Raw genomic sequence first — 17547 nt, 5'->3', positions numbered from 1 at the left:
CATCGTCTAGAGGCCTAGGACACCGCCCTTTCACGGCGGTAACAGGGGTTCGAATCCCCTTGGGGATACCATTTTATCTATTACCTCCTTTTTTGACATATCGTCAGTGACTACCCTCATCATTTGGTTTTATCCTCTACTATTTATCTTTAATGATAAAATTATTTTTTATTTGATTAAGATCATTGAAGACTGCAAATCATAAGCTTTACTGGGTAAAATAGAGTAGACTATGCGCCTATTTTTGTTATATCAGTGATCGCTATTTTATGACTCAGTCTTGTTTTTCCTCTATGCCTTCATCGGCAAGCTTCTCTCAATTAGGTCTAATGCCAGAATTAGTTCAATGTTTGACTGAGCTTAACTATTCACAAGCAACCCCAATTCAACAGCAGGCTATCCCTGAGATCTTAGCAAAGAAATCTATTATGGCGCAGGCCAATACGGGCTCAGGAAAAACCGCTGCATTTGCTTTGCCAATACTCCAACTGAATATGGGGCAAAAGAAACAGACCCAAGGCAATGATGTTTCGAGTCTCATTTTGGTGCCGACTCGTGAGTTAGCACAGCAAGTGGCGAGCAGCATTACACAGTATGGACAAAAGCTATTACCCAAATTGAAAGTGAAAGCGGTATATGGCGGTCAGTCTGTAAACACTCAGATGTTAGCTTTAAGGGGCGGCGTTGATATTCTGGTAGCCACTCCAGGCCGTTTACTCGATTTAGTGTCCAATAATGCGATTAAACTGCGTTATGTTAAGCACTTCATCCTTGATGAAGCGGATCGCATGTTAAGTTTGGGTTTTAGTGAAGAATTAGCTCAAGTTCAAAAATTATTGCCTGTAAAAAAGCAAATCTTACTTTTTTCAGCGACATTTCCTGAAGAAGTGACATTATTAGCCAAGCAGTTGCTACAGGATCCTGTGGTGATTAATGTGACAAGTGATGATGTTGAAGAGCGATTAATACAGCGTGTCGTTACAGTGAATCGTAATAGAAAAACAGGATTATTAATTGAACTCATTAAACAAAATCAGTGGCGTCAGATTTTAATTTTTGCCAGTGCTAAGAATACATGCAATCGAGTCGCTCAAAAATTGAGTAAAGCTGGGATTATTGCTGAAGTTTTTCATAGCGATAAAGGTCAAGGCGCTCGAAACCGTATTTTGTCGGCCTTTAAGAGTGGTGATATAGAGGTGCTTATTGCAACGGATATTGCTGCTCGCGGAATTGATATTGAGAAATTGCCAGTGGTGATTAATTATGAATTGCCTAGAAGCCCAATGGATTACATGCATCGTATTGGGCGTAGTGCTCGAGCGGGAGAATTCGGATTAGCAATGACATTAATTGCCCATGATGAGTATCAGCATTTTAGTTTGATTGAAAAAAAGAATAAGTTGCACTTAAAAAGAGAGCAAATAGCAGGCTTTGAGGCTGATGAAGAAGCGCCTTTAGATTGCCCATCACGTCAAGCTCCGGCTGTGGCTAAGCCTGCGGGAACGGGAAAAAAAAAGCGAAAGCAAGCAATGAAGGCGAATGAACATATTTGGCAAAAGCCATCAGTATGATGATGTAGGAACGTTTTATGCAGCACTTATTTTGGTTAATTGAAGGTAAAATTGCAGGTAGAAGTGGTCCAAGTAAAGATCCTTGGGATCTGAGGGCATTAAAAGAGCAAGGGATTGATGCCATTCTTTCTGTCAATAATGGTGAATCTTGCGACGCAGAACACTTTGTTGAAGCCGGTTTATTGCATCAATGTGTTCCTTTTTCACCTAATGTGCCGCCGCAAGAAGGTGATTTGGAATGGTGTGTTAAGCAAGTGCCTAAAGCGCTTGCCTTTATTCGTGAATGTGAAGAAAAGGATAAAACGGTTCTTATTCATTGTCATTCAGGAAAAGACAGAACTGGAATGATCATGGCTTATTTACTGATGGATAATGGTGCCGCACCATTGCATGCAGTGAATCAAGTTAGAGGAATAAGAGATATCGCATTTAGTGCTGACGGCTGGGATCAGTTTGTGTTTGATGTCTTGTATGCTTTGCAAAAATAGTGGTTATTTTTGTTTGCTGCTTTTCTAATAGCCTGTTTTCTTTTTTCTGAGCTTATGACTAGACTTTAAGCAGCTATGGTGAATAAGGCTAAGGAAGGTAGAGGTGGAAACATGCCAGTAATCGACAAGCGTAAGCGCTTATTTTGGCAAGACTTGAAAAAGGAAGGCCGTGAGATTTTAGGGCACTGGATTGATGAAAGACCACTTTTAGGCGAAATGTTAACCTTTTTTCGTGAGAACAATGCTTACTTTTTAGAAACTTGGTATAAGGACGGTTGTCATAGCTCAGATGAACTTTCAGTGACTGAAATCAATCAAGGCTTAAAGTTAGAAGCAAAAGGTGACAACATTTTTGAAGAGTATTTCGTATTAACGTCTGATAAAAGGTTGCAATGTTGGAGTGATGGGATCTGTCTTTATACCGCTAAAAAGTTGGAGTAGATCCCCAAATCGACTCCGGTTTGTTATATGACCTTGGTGTTTTACACTCGCTCTTTACTGCAATGTCTCTTTACATTTCCTTTTTACATAGACTCTTTAGGTGAGAATAGGGAATGGGTGCTTGCTACTAAAAGTGACTGTCTTTTGCGTATATGGATGACTAAAGCTTAAACGCTCAGCGTGTAATTGTAACCGTTTTACTGCCTTTTCACTCTTTCCACAGCCATAAAAGTCATCACCTAAAATGGGGTGACCAATAGCCTGCATATGAACTCTTAGCTGATGTGTTCGCCCCGTTATGGGGGTGAGTTCTACTAAGGTCGATTCATCATTTTGACTTAATTTACGATAAAAAGTAGTGGCTAACTTTCCTTCATTTTGGACAGCAATTTTTTGCTTAGGGGGATTATTTTTGTCTGGGGTGATGGAATAATTAATTTCCCCTGTTTGTTCTTTTATGATCCCTTGTACTACCGCAATATAGGTTTTTTGTGTTTGCCTATTTTGAAATTGGGTTTTTAAATGGGATTCTGCTTTTTTATTGCGAGCAAACACCATAATGCCTGAGGTGGCGCAATCGAGTCTATGAACTAAAATCGCATCGCTAAATAATGCTTGTAATCGAGTCAATGCGCAGTCATGAGTGTAGCTGGCGATCCCTGGATTTGATAATAAACCTGAGGGCTTATTAATCACAATAATATCTCTATCAACATAGCGAAGATCGAGCCAAGGTAGACTGGGGGGACAATAGGTAAAAATTTGCATTCTCTCTCCTTAATGACGCCGCGGAGCTTAACAAAAAACCGCTGACTTTCATACACAGCGAATGAATAGACAGACGAAATTGGCGGTTAACCGTTCGCTTTATGATGATCTTGTTCGATTAATTGTGCGGATATTAGCTCAAAAATATCATTCGATCTCATGGCATTGGTAAGTAGTAAGCTTCCTTCCAAACAAGCGAGTAATTGCATAGCTTGGGCTGTAGCTGTGTGAGAGTGCGTAAATAAATGTGCTTTAAGCCATTCAATATTCATAGTAAAGAATTGCTTCACTTCCATTTGTAATGCATCGGGTAAAACATCGTTTTCACTGGCTAACATGCCACATAGGCACATTTTTTTATCCACTTTTATGGCATGACGAAATAAGTTTATGTAATTAGAGAGCCTGTCTTTAGGCAGCAAGCTTTTTTGTTCTATGAGCTTGAGTAGATCTTGAAAGTTTTGAGTGTAGCGGTTAGCTACCAAAATCGCGAGATCGGGTTTAGTGGGAAAATGATAATGAATACTCGCACTTTTAATGCCTATTTCCTTTGCTATTTCTCTAAAACTAAAGGCGTTATAACCCCCTATTCTAATTTGGGATTCGGCGCTTTGGATAATACGTTCAACAGTGGGTGACATTGGTTATTCCTATTGAACCTGAATTCGGGATAAGCAGCGCCGTTTAATAGCACTATTTCTGCCCCTATCTGCGTTGTGCTTTCTACTAATAGCCCGCTATTAGAGTCGAAATCCCGCCTTGATATCGACAAAAATCGCAGTATTAAACCCAATTTAAAAATAAAGAATGACCCAATTTCATTCAATTTTTTGATATTAAATGGGTTACCTAACATTTTTGACACTCATTATCCCGAGTTCAGGTTAGTGACTCTTGATATTGGCATATCATATCACTTTTTTCTATCTACCAGAAGATAGGTGTTGACATTTTTATGTTTCGATCATATTGTTTAGCTCGAACCTATCTATCGGTAGGTAGTTTTGGTGAATAACATTGAGAGAAGATGAGAATGAAAAATTCAATTGCATTAGTTGTGGGTGGTTCCAGCGGCATGGGAAAAGAAGCAGCTAAAAGGCTGGTTGCACAGGGGCATACTGTTATGATCTTAGGCCAGGATCTGGCTAAGTTGACACAAGCCAAACAAGAGTTAGCCCTTGAAATGGCTGGCAATATCGAGGCGGTGTCGGTTAATTTATATGATAAGGAGGCTGTGGAACAATTTGTAGCTCAGTTGGAAAATGAATCTCGTCATATACAGTATTTAGTCAATGCAGCGGGTTTTTTTAAACCTGTCAGTTTTCTAGAACATTTCAAAGAAGATTACGATCTTCAACTGGATATCAATAAAGCTTTCTTCTTTATTACTCAAGCCGTCTCTAAAAATATGCGGCGTCATGGTGGTGGAAGTATTGTCAATATTGGCTCAATGTGGGCGAATCAAGCGGTGAAGGCGACGCCTTCCTCAGCCTATTCCATGCAAAAAGCAGGTTTGCATGCGTTAACTAAAAATTTAGCTATAGAGTTGGCTGAATATGGTATTCGAGTCAATGCCGTCGCGCCAGCGGTTGTATTATCGACGATTTATAAATCCTTTATTGCTGAAGATGAAATTGAATCAAGCCTACAAGGTTTTAACGATTTTCACCCTATTGGCCGTATTGGAACCACAGATGATATTGCCGATGCCATAGAATTCCTACTGTTTGAAAAGGCGAGCTGGATCACGGGAACGATTTTAAATGTGGATGGTGGTGTGATGGCGGGTAGGAACTAGCTTTTGAGTTTATTGAATAGCCTAGTTTATAAAACAAAACTAGGCTAAGGACATTAATATGCTGAATATGAATTTTTCAAAGCAAGTGGTTATTCATACCCAACAAATGGCTTGGACTGACAGTCCTATTGCAGGCGTGAGTCGTAAACGCTTGTCTAGAGAGGCAGCAGAGTCAGGTCATGCGACCAGTTTAGTGCGCTATGAGCCAAATAGTCATTTTTCGGCTCATGTTCATCAAGGAGGTGAAGAGATTTATGTGCTGGAGGGAATTTTTTCCGACGAAACCGGTGATTATCCAGCAGGAAGCTATTTACGTAATCCCCCAGGAAGTGCACATCGGCCCTTTAGTCGTGAAGGATGTGTGTTGTTTGTTAAGCTTGCACAATTTGACCCAAATGATAATGAAGTGGTGCGAGTCAATACTGAGCAAACTCAGTGGCATCCTGGTTATGGCGGCTTGCAAGTGATGCCACTTCATCGTTTTAAGACTGAGCATACGGCTCTGGTGAGATGGCCAAAGGGTGAGATATTTAAGCCACATACTCATTTTGGTGGTGAAGAAATTTTAGTCTTATCGGGGACCTTTATGGATGAACATGGCGAGTATCCACAATATACATGGTTGCGTAGTCCCCATATGAGTGCTCATTCGCCATTTGTTAAAGAAGAAACCATTATTTTAGTGAAAACGGGTCACTTGCCTTTGAGCTAACTTTTTCGTTACGGATAGTTTAGCTATAAATATTGCTCGGGTGTTTTACGTACCCAAATGCGTGTATAGGCCATTAATTGTGGGTAGAACATACGAAAAGCCGTTTCTATTTCCTGATCTAACTGTTTGACAAGATGTTGGCTACCATTGAACAATTCAGGCTTAGAAAAGCGTTTCGCTACACCAGTAATGGCTTGATTTAACCCCTGGCGTGATTGATAGCTCACTAGCCAGTTTTCACTGCGCATTCGAGGCAGAATATCAATGAGCTTAGGGGGTAAGTCGGTGCAAGCGGCTAGAGCATCGTAGGCTTTGTGCGCAAAGTCATTCAATGTTTGATGATGGTATTCTTCCCAATATTTTGCCAGCATATGATCAAAACATAAATCAATTAAAATGGGTGCAACGCGGCGATGTTGTTTTGGAAAATGAGCTAGCAGAGCTTTGATTAACTCATGGCTATCTGTCAGTTGATCAATTTGTCTGTGTAACCAGAGACCTTGCTGTAAATGTTTAGGGTAATTTTCAATATTGCCTTTTGCAAAATCGCCAGCAAGGTTGGCAGCAAGGGAAGTATGGCTATTATCGGCTAAGTGCAGGTGTGACAGAAAATTCATGGTGATCTTTTGTGATTATAAAGCTGAAGTAATCTAAGTTTTACGGTAACACGTGAAAGGGGGAAAACAAAGTTAAATCATTCACAGTTCACAAAACCTATTTAGATTATTTTTTGGTGCTGAATAACATTCAGTTAGATCTCAATGGATCCTGTGGTGAAGAGGTCATATTGCACCATTTATCGCCGCTTTGTTTATACTAAAAGCAAAAAATGAAGCCAATTGTTGATCTTCTTAGTCTGTCACCATAGACTAGCCTTCGATTTAGTGAAAGCAGTAGAGATTACCCATGCGCGTTGCCGATTTTTCCTTTGATTTACCTGATGAATTGATCGCTCGTTATCCCACGCCTGAGCGAACAGCGTCCAGATTACTTAATCTAAATGGCAATGATGGCCAAGTGACGGATTTACAGTTTTCTGATCTCCTCGATAAAGTCAATGCGGGCGACTTGATGGTATTTAATAATACGCGAGTCATTCCAGCGCGTTTATTTGGTAAAAAAGCCTCGGGTGGTAAACTTGAAATCTTAGTGGAACGTATGCTTGATGATAAGCGTATTTTAGCCCATGTCAGAAGCTCTAAATCGCCAAAAGTGGATGCGGTTATCATTCTTGATGGCGGCCATCAAATGGTGATGAAAGCGCGGCATGATGCGTTATTTGAACTTGAACTTGCGTCTGAATTAACCATTTTAGAAGTGCTTGAAGCTGTGGGGCATATGCCTCTTCCTCCTTATATTGATAGACCCGATGAAGACGCAGATAAAGAGCGTTATCAAACTGTTTATAATAAAACTCCAGGTGCTGTCGCTGCGCCAACGGCAGGGTTACATTTTGATGATGACATGCTAAATGCATTAAAGGCCAAAGGTGTTAATATGGCTTTTGTGACCTTACATGTGGGGGCAGGAACCTTTCAGCCAGTAAGAGTCGATAACATTCTTGATCACAAAATGCATGCTGAATGGGCCGAAGTGCCTCAGGATGTGGTTGATCTTATCAATGAAACCAAAGCCAAAGGTAAACGTGTGATTGCCGTTGGTACTACCTCTGTTCGCTCATTAGAAAGTGCTGCGAGAGCCAGTCAAGATCCTTCTGTACTTGAAGCCTTTAAAGGCGATACTGATATCTTTATTTATCCCGGTGTTGAATTTCATGTAGTGGATGCCATGTTGACTAACTTTCATTTACCTGAGTCAACGTTAATCATGTTATTGAGTGCGTTTGCCGGTATCGATGAGGTTAAGCAAGCTTATCAGCACGCCATTGAGCAAAAATATCGCTTTTTCAGCTATGGTGATGCGATGTTTGTTACGAAAAAATCAAATATTAGTGTCGAATAAATAAGGCTATTTGTTTTACACTATTTCCGTTATGTATTTTGTTAGCAATGAGAGCAAACCTCTTATTGCTTATCTTTTGCTCATAGTATGAGCTTATCAAGCCAGACTGTTTATCTGGTAAGGGTGAAAATGAAGTTTGAATTAGATACAACGCAAGGGCGAGCGCGTCGTGGTCGTTTAGTCTTTGAGCGTGGCACGGTTGAAACGCCAGCCTTTATGCCAGTTGGTACTTATGGCACAGTGAAAGGCATGACACCTGAAGAAGTCCGTGAAACTGGTGCGGATATTTTATTGGGCAATACCTTTCATTTATGGCTGCGTCCAGGCGAAGAAATCATGCGTAAGCATGGGGATTTACATGATTTCATGAATTGGCAGCGACCTATTTTAACCGACTCGGGAGGTTTTCAAGTATTCAGTTTAGGTGATATTCGTAAAATTACCGAAGAAGGGGTGCACTTTCGTTCACCGATTAATGGTGAAAAAATCTTTTTAGATCCTGAAAAATCAATGCAAATACAAGATTCGTTAGGCTCTGATGTGGTGATGATTTTTGACGAGTGTACACCTTATCCCGCCACTGAAGATGAAGCGCGTAAGTCAATGCAAATGTCTTTGCGTTGGGCAAGACGTTCCCGTGATGAATTTGATCGCTTGAAAAACCCCAATGCCTTATTTGGCATTATTCAAGGTGGCGTGTATGAAGATCTGCGGGATGAAAGCCTTGAAGGCTTAGTCAATATCGGCTTTGATGGCTACGCCGTAGGTGGTTTGGCTGTGGGCGAGCCAAAAGAAGACATGCATCGTATTTTAGAGCATGTGTGTCCTAAAATTCCTGAAGACAAACCCCGTTATTTGATGGGCGTTGGAAAACCTGAAGACTTAGTTGAAGGCGTGCGTCGTGGCGTGGATATGTTTGATTGTGTGATGCCCACTCGTAATGCCCGTAACGGTCATTTATTTACCAGTGAAGGCGTGATCAAAATTCGTAATGCGCGTCACCGTGATGATACCTCACCTTTAGACGATCAATGTGACTGTTACACTTGTAAGAATTACACAAGATCTTATCTATATCATTTAGACCGTTGTAATGAAATTTTAGGTGCAAGACTAAACACCATTCATAATTTACGTTATTATCAAAGGCTAATGGAAGGATTGCGTGGTGCCATTGCTGCAGGAACTTTGGATGCATTTGTCGAGGATTTCTATACTCGTCAAGGGCGTGAAGTGCCAGCGGTTCCAGAATAAACCAAAAACGAATGACTTAATTTTTTAATCTGATAAATAAGAAGAGAATACTATGTTTATGTCAAATGCGTATGCCGCCGATGCTCCAGCAACTGGCGCGGGTGGAACGATGGAATTGGTGATCATGTTGGTCATCTTTGGTCTCATTTTCTATTTTATGATCTTTCGTCCTCAATCAAAGCGAGTGAAAGAACATAAAAACTTAATGAGTTCATTAAGCAAAGGTGATGAAGTGCTCACTAGTGGCGGTATTTTAGGCAAGATTGCTAAGATCAGCGACGAAAATGATTATGTATTGTTAGCGCTTAACGAAACTAACGAAATTACAATTAAAAAGGATTATATTGCAGCCGTATTGCCAAAAGGCTCAATTAAGTCACTATAAGCCAAGAGGGCGATGGTGTGTTAAATAAATACCCTATGTGGAAAAATCTAATGGTGATAATTATTATCGCCATTGGCGCATTCTATGCGATCCCTAATTTGTTCGGCGAAGATTATGCAGTGCAAGTCGTTGCAACGCGTGGAGCAGAGGTGAACGCATCGACTCAGTCAAGAGTGAATGACGTTCTAGAAAAAAATGATATTAAGGTAATGCGCTCAACCTTAGAAAATGGGCAATTACTGATCCGTGTCACTAATGGTGGACAACAGTTACTGGCTAAAGAAGCGATTTCGGCGGCACTGGGTGCTAAGTATACGGTGGCATTAAATTTAGCCCCAGCGACACCGAAATGGCTTGAAGACATGGGTGGTGCACCCATGAAGCTTGGACTGGATCTGCGTGGCGGTGTGCACTTTCTAATGGAAGTGGACATGGGAGAAGCTATCCGTAAGATGACGGAAGCGAAAGTGGCTGATTTTAGAACAGAGTTACGGACTGAGAAGATCCGCTATGCGGGTATTCGTAACACGGCCAATGGCATCGAGATTAAATTTCGTAATGCCGACGCCCTTGCTCAAGCAGAGAGCTTCCTTAAAACACGCAGCAAAGACATGATTTTTGAAGATCAGTCTACAGATAATCACTATCTGTTGGTGGCTAATTTAAGTGAAGCTTATCTGAAGCAAATTAGAGAAGATGCCCTACAGCAAAACATTACCACGTTACGTAATCGTGTGAATGAACTAGGCGTTGCTGAGCCTGTTGTGCAAAGACAAGGTGCAGAGCGCATTATTGTTGAGTTACCGGGTGTACAAGATACCGCTAGGGCTAAAGAGATTTTGGGCGCGACGGCATCCATTGAATTTCATATGGTGGATCAAAATGCGGACGTGCAAGCTGCAGTAAAAGGCCGTGTGCCACCAGGATCGGCATTGTATCAACGTCGTGAAGGTGGACCCGTTGTGCTTAAAAAAGCCGTGATGTTAACCGGCGATCATATTCAAGGGGCACAAGCGACATTTGATCAATACAGCCGTCCTCAAGTGACCATTAATTTGGATGCGAAAGGCGGGACTATTTTTTCAAATGTGACCAAAGACAATGTCGGCAAGCCTATGGCCACTTTATACACTGAGTATAAAGATGAGGGGCAACGTAACCCTGATGGCAGCGTGAAAATGAAGAAGATTGAGGAAGTGATTTCGGTCGCGACCATTAATCAGCGTCTTGGACGTAACTTTGTGATCACAGGGCTTGACCATTCAGAAGCACAAAACCTTGCTCTACTCTTAAGAGCGGGCGCCTTGATTGCACCTGTCTCTATTGTTGAAGAGCGTACCATTGGCCCAAGTTTAGGTGCCGAGAATATCGAAAATGGTTTACAAGCTATGGTTTGGGGCTTGGCTGTGGTATTGGTCTTTATGATCATCTACTACCGCGCCTTTGGTTTGATTGCGAATTTAGCGCTTATGGCCAATGTCGTGATGGTTGTGGGCGTGATGTCGCTTATTCCTGGCGCCGTGCTGACCTTACCCGGAATTGCGGGTATGGTATTGACTGTTGGTATGGCTGTCGATGGAAACGTATTGATTTACGAGCGTATTCGTGAAGAAATTCGAGCCGGTCGCAGCATACAGCAAGCGATTCATGAAGGGTATGCCAATGCCTTTTCAACTATTGCCGATTCAAACATTACCACTTTTATCACAGCATTGATTTTGTTTGCTGTGGGAACGGGGGCGGTGAAAGGTTTCGCCGTGACGCTAATGATAGGTATTGCTACGTCTATGTTTACTGCCATTGTTGGAACCCGTGCGATTGTTAACGCAATTTGGGGTGGTAAGCGCGTGAAGTCATTACCTATCTAAAGGAGGAGTTGAAATGTTACAGTTTTTTTCATTTAAAGGTACAGTCAACTTCTTACGCCACGCGGTACCAGTAAGTTGTATCTCTGTTATTTTAGTGCTGGGCTCTATTGCCTCAATGGCAACAAAAGGCATTAATTGGGGGCTGGATTTTACTGGCGGTACAGTCATTGAGCTTAATTTCACCCAACCTGTGGATCTTGAACAGATCCGCAGCGGACTCACCACAGAAGAAAGTGATGGGGCTGTGGTACAAAACTTTGGCTCAAGCCGTGATGTGCTTATTCGTCTGCCTGTTAGAGAAGGGGTCAAGAGCGATACTCAAGTGGCGCAAGTGATGTCGGTGAGTACGGCATTGGATCCTAGTGTGGTACAAAAACGGGTTGAATTTGTCGGGCCTCAAGTGGGTAAGCAACTTGCAGAGCAAGGGGGGTTAGCAGTGCTAGCCGCGCTGATTTGTATTCTTATCTATGTCTCGTTCCGGTTTGAATGGCGCTTGGCTGTTGGAGCTGTATCGGCTTTGGCACATGATGTTATCGTGACGCTGGGAGTATTCTCATTCTTCCAATTGGAGTTTGACTTAACGGTACTGGCAGGGGTATTAACCGTTGTGGGTTATTCGTTAAATGATACCATTGTTGTCTTTGACCGTATTCGTGAAAACTTCTTAAAACTTCGCAAGAATACGCCTACAGATATCGTTAATATCTCGATTACGCAAACCATGAGTCGAACCATTATTACCACAGGAACAACCTTGATTGTGGTGATAGCCTTGTTTTTAAAAGGTGGCACTATGATCCACGGCTTTGCGACGGCATTGTTGATGGGGATTTTTGTGGGCACTTTCTCTTCTATCTATGTGGCGAGTTTATTAGCGATTAAACTGGGTATTAATCGTGAACATATGATGCCAGTGGAAGTAGAAAAAGAAGGTGCCGATCAAGATGCACTCATGCCTTAATGATTTTTGATTAAGTCGCGGCAGTATAAAAGCCACCTTTTTAGGTGGCTTTTTTGTACCTTTTTGCTTGTCTCCTACATCATTTGATACTGAGTGTTGAATAAAGCTTAATGTTCTGGAAAGGGCGATGCCTCTTAAAGTTAGATGTGTTTATTGACGAATTTTCTGTGACTCTGTGGTAATAAAGTGATATCGAATGAGCATTGTTTTCTTTTTGGCGTTAAAAACTTTGCTCGACAAACACCCTCATTTAGGCATAGCATGGTTAAAAGATAAACAGGTTAAGCGTGGATCATACAAGTCTGATGTAAGCACTAACTGAGCATTAGCCTTAGTATTAAAATTTGTATTAACCTTAGTATTAAACCTAGATGATGAATTGGGATGAATTGGAACTTAGCATGGAAGAGAGAAGATGCATACTGACAGATGGGAACTTGTTAGAGGCACACACTTGGAAAGGATTATTAGAATCTTCAGGCATTTGTGTTGAACTCAAAGGTGAAGCACTGCTTGGTGGCGCCGGAGAGTTACCTGTAGGTGTGCAAAATGTCGAATTATGGGTCAAAATATCCCAATATGATTTAGCACGTAAACAGTTAGCTTGTATTCATTCTAAAGGCCCGCAATGGGCATGTATCAATTGCCATGAAGTGAATGAGTCCAGTTTTGAGCTGTGCTGGAATTGCGGCTCTGAGCAGTGTGCGAAAAAATACCCTTAATCCCTTAATCACTGTTTCAGTGAATAGCTTCAGAGAATAGCTTCAGTGAATAGCTTTAGTGAATAGTTTCAATGAATATTCACCTTTTTGCGTCATGTACCTTTGCTATTTTTATTTTTCGAGTAACAATAGTCTCCTAAACCAATTTAGGACGACGTTATGCAATATTTTCCGCTTTTTATCGATACTTGTGATCTCAATGTGCTGATTATTGGGGCTGGAGAAGTGGCGAGCAGAAAAATTGAGTTGTTACAACGCAGCCAAGCCAATATTCATGTTATTGCCCTTGAGGTGTGTGAAGCGGTTCGCGTTTTTGAAGCACAAGCTAAGGTGTCGATTGAGCAAAGGGCGATCACAGACAAAGATATTCAAGGTTGGGATTTGATTTATATTGCAACGGCCGATGAAGCATTAAATGTTCGTCTCGCCAATAGGGCAAAAGCCAATAATATATTCGTTAATGTCGTTGATAGTCCAGAGTATTGTCGCTTCATCACGCCTTCAATTATCGATAGAAATAAATTGCAAGTGGCTATTAGCACGGCAGGGGCTGCGCCAGTTTTTGCCAGAGAACTGCGCGGAAGGCTAGAGTCTTGGTTACCGCAATCCTTATCTCCTCTATTTGATTTTGTGGCAGAAAAAAGAGTGGAAGTTCAAGAAAAGCTCAGCTCTTTTAAAGACAGGCGTTTATTTTGGGAGCGTTTCTTTGCCCTTAACGGTGATAAGTTTGATAGCCAAACTCAAGCATGTTTTGAACAAGCTTATGGCTCATTAGCCGTTGAGGGGGAGATCTTACTGATCGACGATGAAACGCAAATAGATTTGCTGCCTATTATAGCGTTACCTTTGTTGCAAAAAATAGACACTGTGTATGCACAGTGTCCCTTACCCACAAGTTTAATGGAGCTTGTTCGCCGTGATGCAGAGCGTGCAAACCTATTGCCTTTTAGTCAGCTGGAGCAGCACTATGAGCAAGGAGAGCGATGTCTGATCTATGCAAGTAAAAGCGTGGTGGTGAAGTTACAAGCGCACTTTCCGTTTGCGAAATATTTACGGCCTGGAGCAATTTAGCTTGAGCTTATAAGATAGCGAATTCAAATCAGTACTGATTTGAACTAAGGATGAGGAACAAAGGATGAGCGTTAACTTGACTGGAAGTCATTGTCTTTTATCTTCATTAACGTAAACTGGCGCTTTTTAATGATAGCCTGAGAATAACGAGGTGCGATCAGCATGGCATTAAAAGCGACTATTTTTAAAGCGGCATTACAGATTGCCGATATGGATAGGCATTATTATCAAGATCATCAGCTCATGTTGGCGCAGCATCCTTCAGAGACAGATGAGCGTATGATGGTGCGTTTACTCGCCTTTGTGATGAATGCCAGTGAGTCTTTATGTTTTACCAAAGGCTTAAGTGGCGATGACGATGAGCCTGAGCTGTGGAATAAGCAGCTCAATGGTGACATAGACTTGTGGGTGGAGTTTGGCCAAAGTGACGAAAAGTGGCTAAGAAAAGCCTGTGGCCGTGCTAAAAAGGTCATTTTATACACTTATGGTGGCCGCAGTGTCCCCATTTGGTGGCAGCAAAGTGAAGCGCTTTTAGCTAGGTTTGATAATCTGACCATCTATAATATTCCCGAAGAAAGCGTAAAAGCCATGGCCGCTTTGGTCAGCCGCAATATGACGCTACAATACAATATTAGCGAAGGGCAGATCTGGCTGTCCAATGATGATACGAGCGTGTGTGTGGAGCTGGAATGTTTAAAAGAGGCTTGAGCTTGCGTTCCTTATTTAGCAGGGGGCTAAAGTCGTGGATACCCGTTCAATCCGGGCTAAAAGGGGAGCAACAGCAAATAATTTTCTTGGGTTAAATTACTCGATTTAATTAGACTATGTGCGATGGATTAAATTGTTGGCGCAGTTTTTGTGCAGATACCTCAGTGACACACAGCAAGTACACTCCATGTAAGTTCGACGATGGCATCCTTGCCATCAACGGTCACAGCTGCATCTACACTGCTTTGAAAATCAGAAGAAAAAAGCAAAGAATAAAGGTAGTGGATTTCTTCCATTTTGGCTTGATGGGTTCCATTAATAGGAATATTTACAACAGATGGCTATTGAATACTCTTAACTAAAAGTGTTCAATTTGGGTTGACTAGTATATATACCATTTACATCAATATGTTACGTGTGATATGTTTGAGTGAAATCAATTGCAGCCAAGAGCCTTATCCTGCTACTATTCAATAAGCTGTTAGTCGTCAAGGAGTTCAATTCAAGCATGGATGTCATAATAAATATTGTTTGCTTAATAATCGGTGGGCTTTCTGTTTATTTTACTGCATACCTGAAAGTTAAGGGAAAAAATAAAGGGTTAATCGAAGATATCAATAAGCTTGAAGATGAAAAGCAAAAGGTTATTGCTAAATATCGCGCAGAAACAGAAGAAATAAAAAAACAACACTCACTAGATATCGAAAAAAGAAAATATCAATATGAGGATAAAAGACTGCAATTCTCTAAGTACTTCTCTTTGCTAGATGAATTTCATAGTAAGTGTAATGCTATTTTTTTAGAGAAATTCCAACCGATAATGGCAGAATTTCTAGCTGGTTACCTTGAAGACGATGAGTCAATCAAAAACAAAGCTATCGTCAAATATAATGAGGATGTTCAGGCTCTAGTCTTTGAGTTAAATGAAGAACATTTAAAAATAAAATCGGAGCAAAATAGTATCAGATTAATTTCATCTCCAGAGGTGGATACTTTATTAGATAACCTTGAGGTGGCCGTTAAAAACGCTACAAATTCCTCCACAGAAATGTTAAAGGTTATGGCGACCCAAGAGTTTTGGGCAGATCAAACCATAATTACACCTTATCAAGAAACACTTACTGTTCATGGGCAAGAAGTTCAAAAAAGTCATAATGTACTTAAAGAGCAAATGAAAGTAGAGTTAAATGAAATTTAAAGGCTAACAAATCGTTTAAAAAGATAAAAAACAGTTGGCTTTTGCTCCTTTGTCGCTAATTTTAGCCAACAATTATTTGCCTCTTAACGAGGCATTATGTTCTAAAGCCCTAGAAAATGATGAGAGATACAGATTGATTAGTTTTATTCAAAAATTAACACTAAGTGATTACGGCAGCTGGGCGTCCATAACAGCTCTTTTTATAACTGTTGTTACATTTGTGATGTTGCTAGGAATAAAAAGAAGTTTCTATTTAGATCCAGTGTTGATGATCATATAACTAAAGTTACTGATATTTCATCTAAAGTTTCTGTTTTACTGCAGTCTTATGATGATAACCAGAAGGACATTGAAGAGCTATTTGCGTTAGCTGACGTTGAGCTTCGAGCAATGGAAAGGGGGGCTTCTGGAGACCTATTGGCTGATATAAAAAAATCTAGAAAATTGATCATGAAGTACAGGTCAAAAATCTGGTTTTGGGTAGAGAAAGATGAAATTTCAGCAAGAGCTATAAAAACAACATTATCTGTTGTTTCAGCCGAACTTAGCCATCATAGAAAAGCTTTAATTACAGGTAATTGAACATGTTTAGCACAAGGCAGACAATAGAAATAATCGATAAGCTAATTGAGCTTACACAGCACAACAAAATGGTTTGGGCAAGTAAAGACCCCGTTCCACCGATGATCGGGCCTGACCATCGTGTAGATATGGTTTATGTAGCCAACCATATTGGTCGAAATATTAGAGTTTATAAGCAGCACTATAAATATTATCTAGATGAAGAGAAGTATATTTGGGAAGATCAAATAAATATCGAATTTGTTGATGATTACGGAAGTTTGCTAGGTGAGTTACCAAAAACCCCTAACTCTAGCGAGCTATTAAATGCTATCCAGTTTCAGAACCCTCAAATAAATAGTTTTTATGATGACTTATTCAAATAAACCGCACATAACAAGGCGCGTAGAACCAACAGGACGAACCAACAGGACAGTCATGATTAATGGCATTTTTTAAACCCTTCAACTAGGCTTAATGAACTCGTAGATGTTGGAGGTTGCTATTTATAAAGGGCTATGCCACCTCCAAGAAGAAGCCTGGTTAGTATTGAACTTTCCGTTTAACAAGAAGAGCCTATTATCATTGCTGTAGTTGCGTGATTATCGCATCCACTGAGATAAACGACGACGGTGCTTTTCCAAAGTGATGCCAAAATGCTGTCAGCATATGTCTATAGGCCCTATATATCAGGATAATGCGCAGCTTATTTTAATAGGTCAAACGTTAAGACTAGGAATCTCAGCTTCGTATTATAAAAGGCCAACTGAGTTGGTACTTTATACTTCAAAACTCAATCATTTCGCTAGTATTACTCATTTTTTCAAGATCAACAGTAGGCATTACGTTAAAAGCAGTCAGGTCATGATATGATAAATGCTAAGTATTGATTTCGGCTAATAATTTCATTATGTTAACCTCAGATCGGTTTAACGCATCACTGCCATCGCGTTGAATTCAGCTGATGTTATATTAAGTTGTGGCTTTCTCTCTTTGAGTTGATAAGCCACTAAACCACCTATTATATTGAGCATAAAACCATGCACACTTCGGTGTCTAGTATGCTCTATTTGTGAGAT

The 17547-nt window shown here is 40.7% G+C and carries 19 protein-coding genes, 1 tRNA gene and 1 pseudogene; 17 read left to right on the top strand and 4 right to left on the bottom strand.

Going from position 1 to position 17547, the window contains the following annotated elements:
• Window position 1: 1 nt before the first annotated feature.
• From Q0791_RS21370 to Q0791_RS21355, 4 genes are all read left to right on the top strand, one after another.
• Window positions 2-71: transfer RNA gene (locus Q0791_RS21370), tRNA-Glu, on the top strand.
• Between the two features lie 198 nt (window positions 72-269).
• Window positions 270-1571 (top strand): DEAD/DEAH box helicase, encoded by a 1302-nt coding sequence (locus tag Q0791_RS21365; RefSeq protein WP_299011022.1) that lies wholly within the window; start codon window positions 270-272, stop codon window positions 1569-1571.
• Window positions 1572-1588: 17 nt separating this feature from the next.
• Window positions 1589-2059: a dual specificity protein phosphatase family protein gene (locus Q0791_RS21360; protein ID WP_299011019.1), complete on the top strand. Its 471-nt coding sequence runs from the start codon at window positions 1589-1591 to the stop codon at window positions 2057-2059.
• A 111-nt stretch (window positions 2060-2170) separates the two neighbouring features.
• Complete coding sequence (locus Q0791_RS21355) at window positions 2171-2500, top strand: hypothetical protein (protein WP_299011016.1); 330 nt, start codon at window positions 2171-2173, stop codon at window positions 2498-2500.
• A gap of 96 nt (window positions 2501-2596) precedes the next feature.
• On the opposite strand, the gene Q0791_RS21350 is transcribed toward Q0791_RS21355, so the two are convergent.
• Entirely contained in the window at window positions 2597-3268 is a 672-nt protein-coding gene (locus Q0791_RS21350; RefSeq protein WP_299011014.1) for an RluA family pseudouridine synthase, read from the bottom strand.
• 86 nt (window positions 3269-3354) lie between these two features.
• A complete protein-coding gene (locus Q0791_RS21345) occupies window positions 3355-3909 on the bottom strand; it encodes a TetR/AcrR family transcriptional regulator (RefSeq protein WP_299011011.1) in 555 nt (184 codons plus the stop codon).
• A gap of 392 nt (window positions 3910-4301) precedes the next feature.
• Between Q0791_RS21345 and Q0791_RS21340 the strand changes: the two genes are divergently transcribed.
• Together Q0791_RS21340 and Q0791_RS21335 are read left to right on the top strand one after the other, a co-directional pair.
• On the top strand, window positions 4302-5066 hold the full coding sequence (locus Q0791_RS21340) for an SDR family oxidoreductase (RefSeq protein WP_299011008.1): 765 nt from the start codon (window positions 4302-4304) through the stop codon (window positions 5064-5066).
• Window positions 5067-5124: 58 nt separating this feature from the next.
• The gene (locus Q0791_RS21335) at window positions 5125-5778 is read left to right on the top strand and encodes a cupin domain-containing protein (RefSeq protein ID WP_299011005.1); all 654 of its coding nucleotides are present in this window, start codon (window positions 5125-5127) and stop codon (window positions 5776-5778) included.
• Between the two features lie 23 nt (window positions 5779-5801).
• On the opposite strand, the gene Q0791_RS21330 is transcribed toward Q0791_RS21335, so the two are convergent.
• Window positions 5802-6395: an ACP phosphodiesterase gene (locus Q0791_RS21330; RefSeq protein ID WP_299011002.1), complete on the bottom strand. Its 594-nt coding sequence runs from the start codon at window positions 6393-6395 to the stop codon at window positions 5802-5804.
• A 289-nt stretch (window positions 6396-6684) separates the two neighbouring features.
• On the opposite strand from Q0791_RS21330, the gene queA reads away from it, so the two are divergent.
• The 11 genes from queA to Q0791_RS21275 all read left to right on the top strand — a co-directional run bounded on the left by queA (window position 6685) and on the right by Q0791_RS21275 (window position 16854).
• Complete coding sequence (gene queA / locus Q0791_RS21325; RefSeq protein ID WP_299010999.1) at window positions 6685-7740, top strand: tRNA preQ1(34) S-adenosylmethionine ribosyltransferase-isomerase QueA; 1056 nt, start codon at window positions 6685-6687, stop codon at window positions 7738-7740.
• Window positions 7741-7869: 129 nt separating this feature from the next.
• Complete coding sequence (gene tgt, locus Q0791_RS21320) at window positions 7870-8994, top strand: tRNA guanosine(34) transglycosylase Tgt (RefSeq protein WP_299010996.1); 1125 nt, start codon at window positions 7870-7872, stop codon at window positions 8992-8994.
• A gap of 52 nt (window positions 8995-9046) precedes the next feature.
• Window positions 9047-9379, top strand: a complete 333-nt coding sequence (yajC, locus tag Q0791_RS21315; RefSeq protein ID WP_299010994.1) for a preprotein translocase subunit YajC — start codon at window positions 9047-9049, stop codon at window positions 9377-9379.
• A gap of 17 nt (window positions 9380-9396) precedes the next feature.
• Window positions 9397-11247, top strand: coding sequence for a protein translocase subunit SecD (gene secD / locus Q0791_RS21310; RefSeq protein WP_299010992.1), 1851 nt, complete (start codon window positions 9397-9399; stop codon window positions 11245-11247).
• Window positions 11248-11260: 13 nt separating this feature from the next.
• Window positions 11261-12208, top strand: coding sequence for a protein translocase subunit SecF (secF, locus tag Q0791_RS21305; protein WP_299010989.1), 948 nt, complete (start codon window positions 11261-11263; stop codon window positions 12206-12208).
• Window positions 12209-12609: 401 nt separating this feature from the next.
• Window positions 12610-12930 (top strand): DUF2007 domain-containing protein, encoded by a 321-nt coding sequence (locus Q0791_RS21300; RefSeq protein ID WP_299010986.1) that lies wholly within the window; start codon window positions 12610-12612, stop codon window positions 12928-12930.
• A gap of 159 nt (window positions 12931-13089) precedes the next feature.
• Entirely contained in the window at window positions 13090-14001 is a 912-nt protein-coding gene (locus Q0791_RS21295; protein WP_299010983.1) for a bifunctional precorrin-2 dehydrogenase/sirohydrochlorin ferrochelatase, read from the top strand.
• 162 nt (window positions 14002-14163) lie between these two features.
• Complete coding sequence (locus Q0791_RS21290) at window positions 14164-14709, top strand: YaeQ family protein (protein WP_299010981.1); 546 nt, start codon at window positions 14164-14166, stop codon at window positions 14707-14709.
• 508 nt (window positions 14710-15217) lie between these two features.
• Window positions 15218-15907 carry a hypothetical protein gene (locus Q0791_RS21285; protein WP_299010978.1) on the top strand — a complete coding sequence of 230 codons (690 nt, stop codon included), beginning with the start codon at window positions 15218-15220 and terminating at the stop codon, window positions 15905-15907.
• 417 nt (window positions 15908-16324) lie between these two features.
• Complete coding sequence (locus Q0791_RS21280) at window positions 16325-16489, top strand: hypothetical protein (RefSeq protein WP_299010976.1); 165 nt, start codon at window positions 16325-16327, stop codon at window positions 16487-16489.
• Between the two features lie 2 nt (window positions 16490-16491).
• On the top strand, window positions 16492-16854 hold the full coding sequence (locus Q0791_RS21275) for a hypothetical protein (protein WP_299010973.1): 363 nt from the start codon (window positions 16492-16494) through the stop codon (window positions 16852-16854).
• Between the two features lie 543 nt (window positions 16855-17397).
• On the opposite strand, the pseudogene Q0791_RS21270 reads toward Q0791_RS21275, so the two are convergent.
• Window positions 17398-17547: pseudogene (locus tag Q0791_RS21270) on the bottom strand (IS982 family transposase); the annotation flags it as partial.

The organism is uncultured Shewanella sp. (assembly GCF_947495455.1).
Classification (GTDB): Bacteria; Pseudomonadota; Gammaproteobacteria; order Enterobacterales; family Shewanellaceae; genus Shewanella.
This window is presented reverse-complemented; position numbering and strand designations above follow the sequence as displayed.

Bases quoted from the DNA above. Each gene is read 5' to 3' on its own strand.
- Q0791_RS21345 (WP_299011011.1), bottom strand. From the start codon at position 3,909: ATGTCACCCACTGTTGAACGTATTATCCAAAGCGCCGAATCCCAAATT.
- Q0791_RS21290 (WP_299010981.1), top strand. From the start codon at position 14,164: ATGGCATTAAAAGCGACTATTTTTAAAGCGGCATTACAGATTGCCGAT.
- Q0791_RS21340 (WP_299011008.1), top strand. From the start codon at position 4,302: ATGAAAAATTCAATTGCATTAGTTGTGGGTGGTTCCAGCGGCATGGGA.
- Q0791_RS21355 (WP_299011016.1), top strand. From the start codon at position 2,171: ATGCCAGTAATCGACAAGCGTAAGCGCTTATTTTGGCAAGACTTGAAA.
- Q0791_RS21300 (WP_299010986.1), top strand. From the start codon at position 12,610: ATGGAAGAGAGAAGATGCATACTGACAGATGGGAACTTGTTAGAGGCA.
- secF (WP_299010989.1), top strand. From the start codon at position 11,261: ATGTTACAGTTTTTTTCATTTAAAGGTACAGTCAACTTCTTACGCCAC.
- yajC (WP_299010994.1), top strand. From the start codon at position 9,047: ATGTTTATGTCAAATGCGTATGCCGCCGATGCTCCAGCAACTGGCGCG.
- Q0791_RS21365 (WP_299011022.1), top strand. From the start codon at position 270: ATGACTCAGTCTTGTTTTTCCTCTATGCCTTCATCGGCAAGCTTCTCT.
- tgt (WP_299010996.1), top strand. From the start codon at position 7,870: ATGAAGTTTGAATTAGATACAACGCAAGGGCGAGCGCGTCGTGGTCGT.
- Q0791_RS21275 (WP_299010973.1), top strand. From the start codon at position 16,492: ATGTTTAGCACAAGGCAGACAATAGAAATAATCGATAAGCTAATTGAG.
- Q0791_RS21360 (WP_299011019.1), top strand. From the start codon at position 1,589: ATGCAGCACTTATTTTGGTTAATTGAAGGTAAAATTGCAGGTAGAAGT.
- Q0791_RS21295 (WP_299010983.1), top strand. From the start codon at position 13,090: ATGCAATATTTTCCGCTTTTTATCGATACTTGTGATCTCAATGTGCTG.
- queA (WP_299010999.1), top strand. From the start codon at position 6,685: ATGCGCGTTGCCGATTTTTCCTTTGATTTACCTGATGAATTGATCGCT.
- Q0791_RS21330 (WP_299011002.1), bottom strand. From the start codon at position 6,395: ATGAATTTTCTGTCACACCTGCACTTAGCCGATAATAGCCATACTTCC.
- Q0791_RS21350 (WP_299011014.1), bottom strand. From the start codon at position 3,268: ATGCAAATTTTTACCTATTGTCCCCCCAGTCTACCTTGGCTCGATCTT.
- Q0791_RS21335 (WP_299011005.1), top strand. From the start codon at position 5,125: ATGCTGAATATGAATTTTTCAAAGCAAGTGGTTATTCATACCCAACAA.
- Q0791_RS21285 (WP_299010978.1), top strand. From the start codon at position 15,218: ATGGATGTCATAATAAATATTGTTTGCTTAATAATCGGTGGGCTTTCT.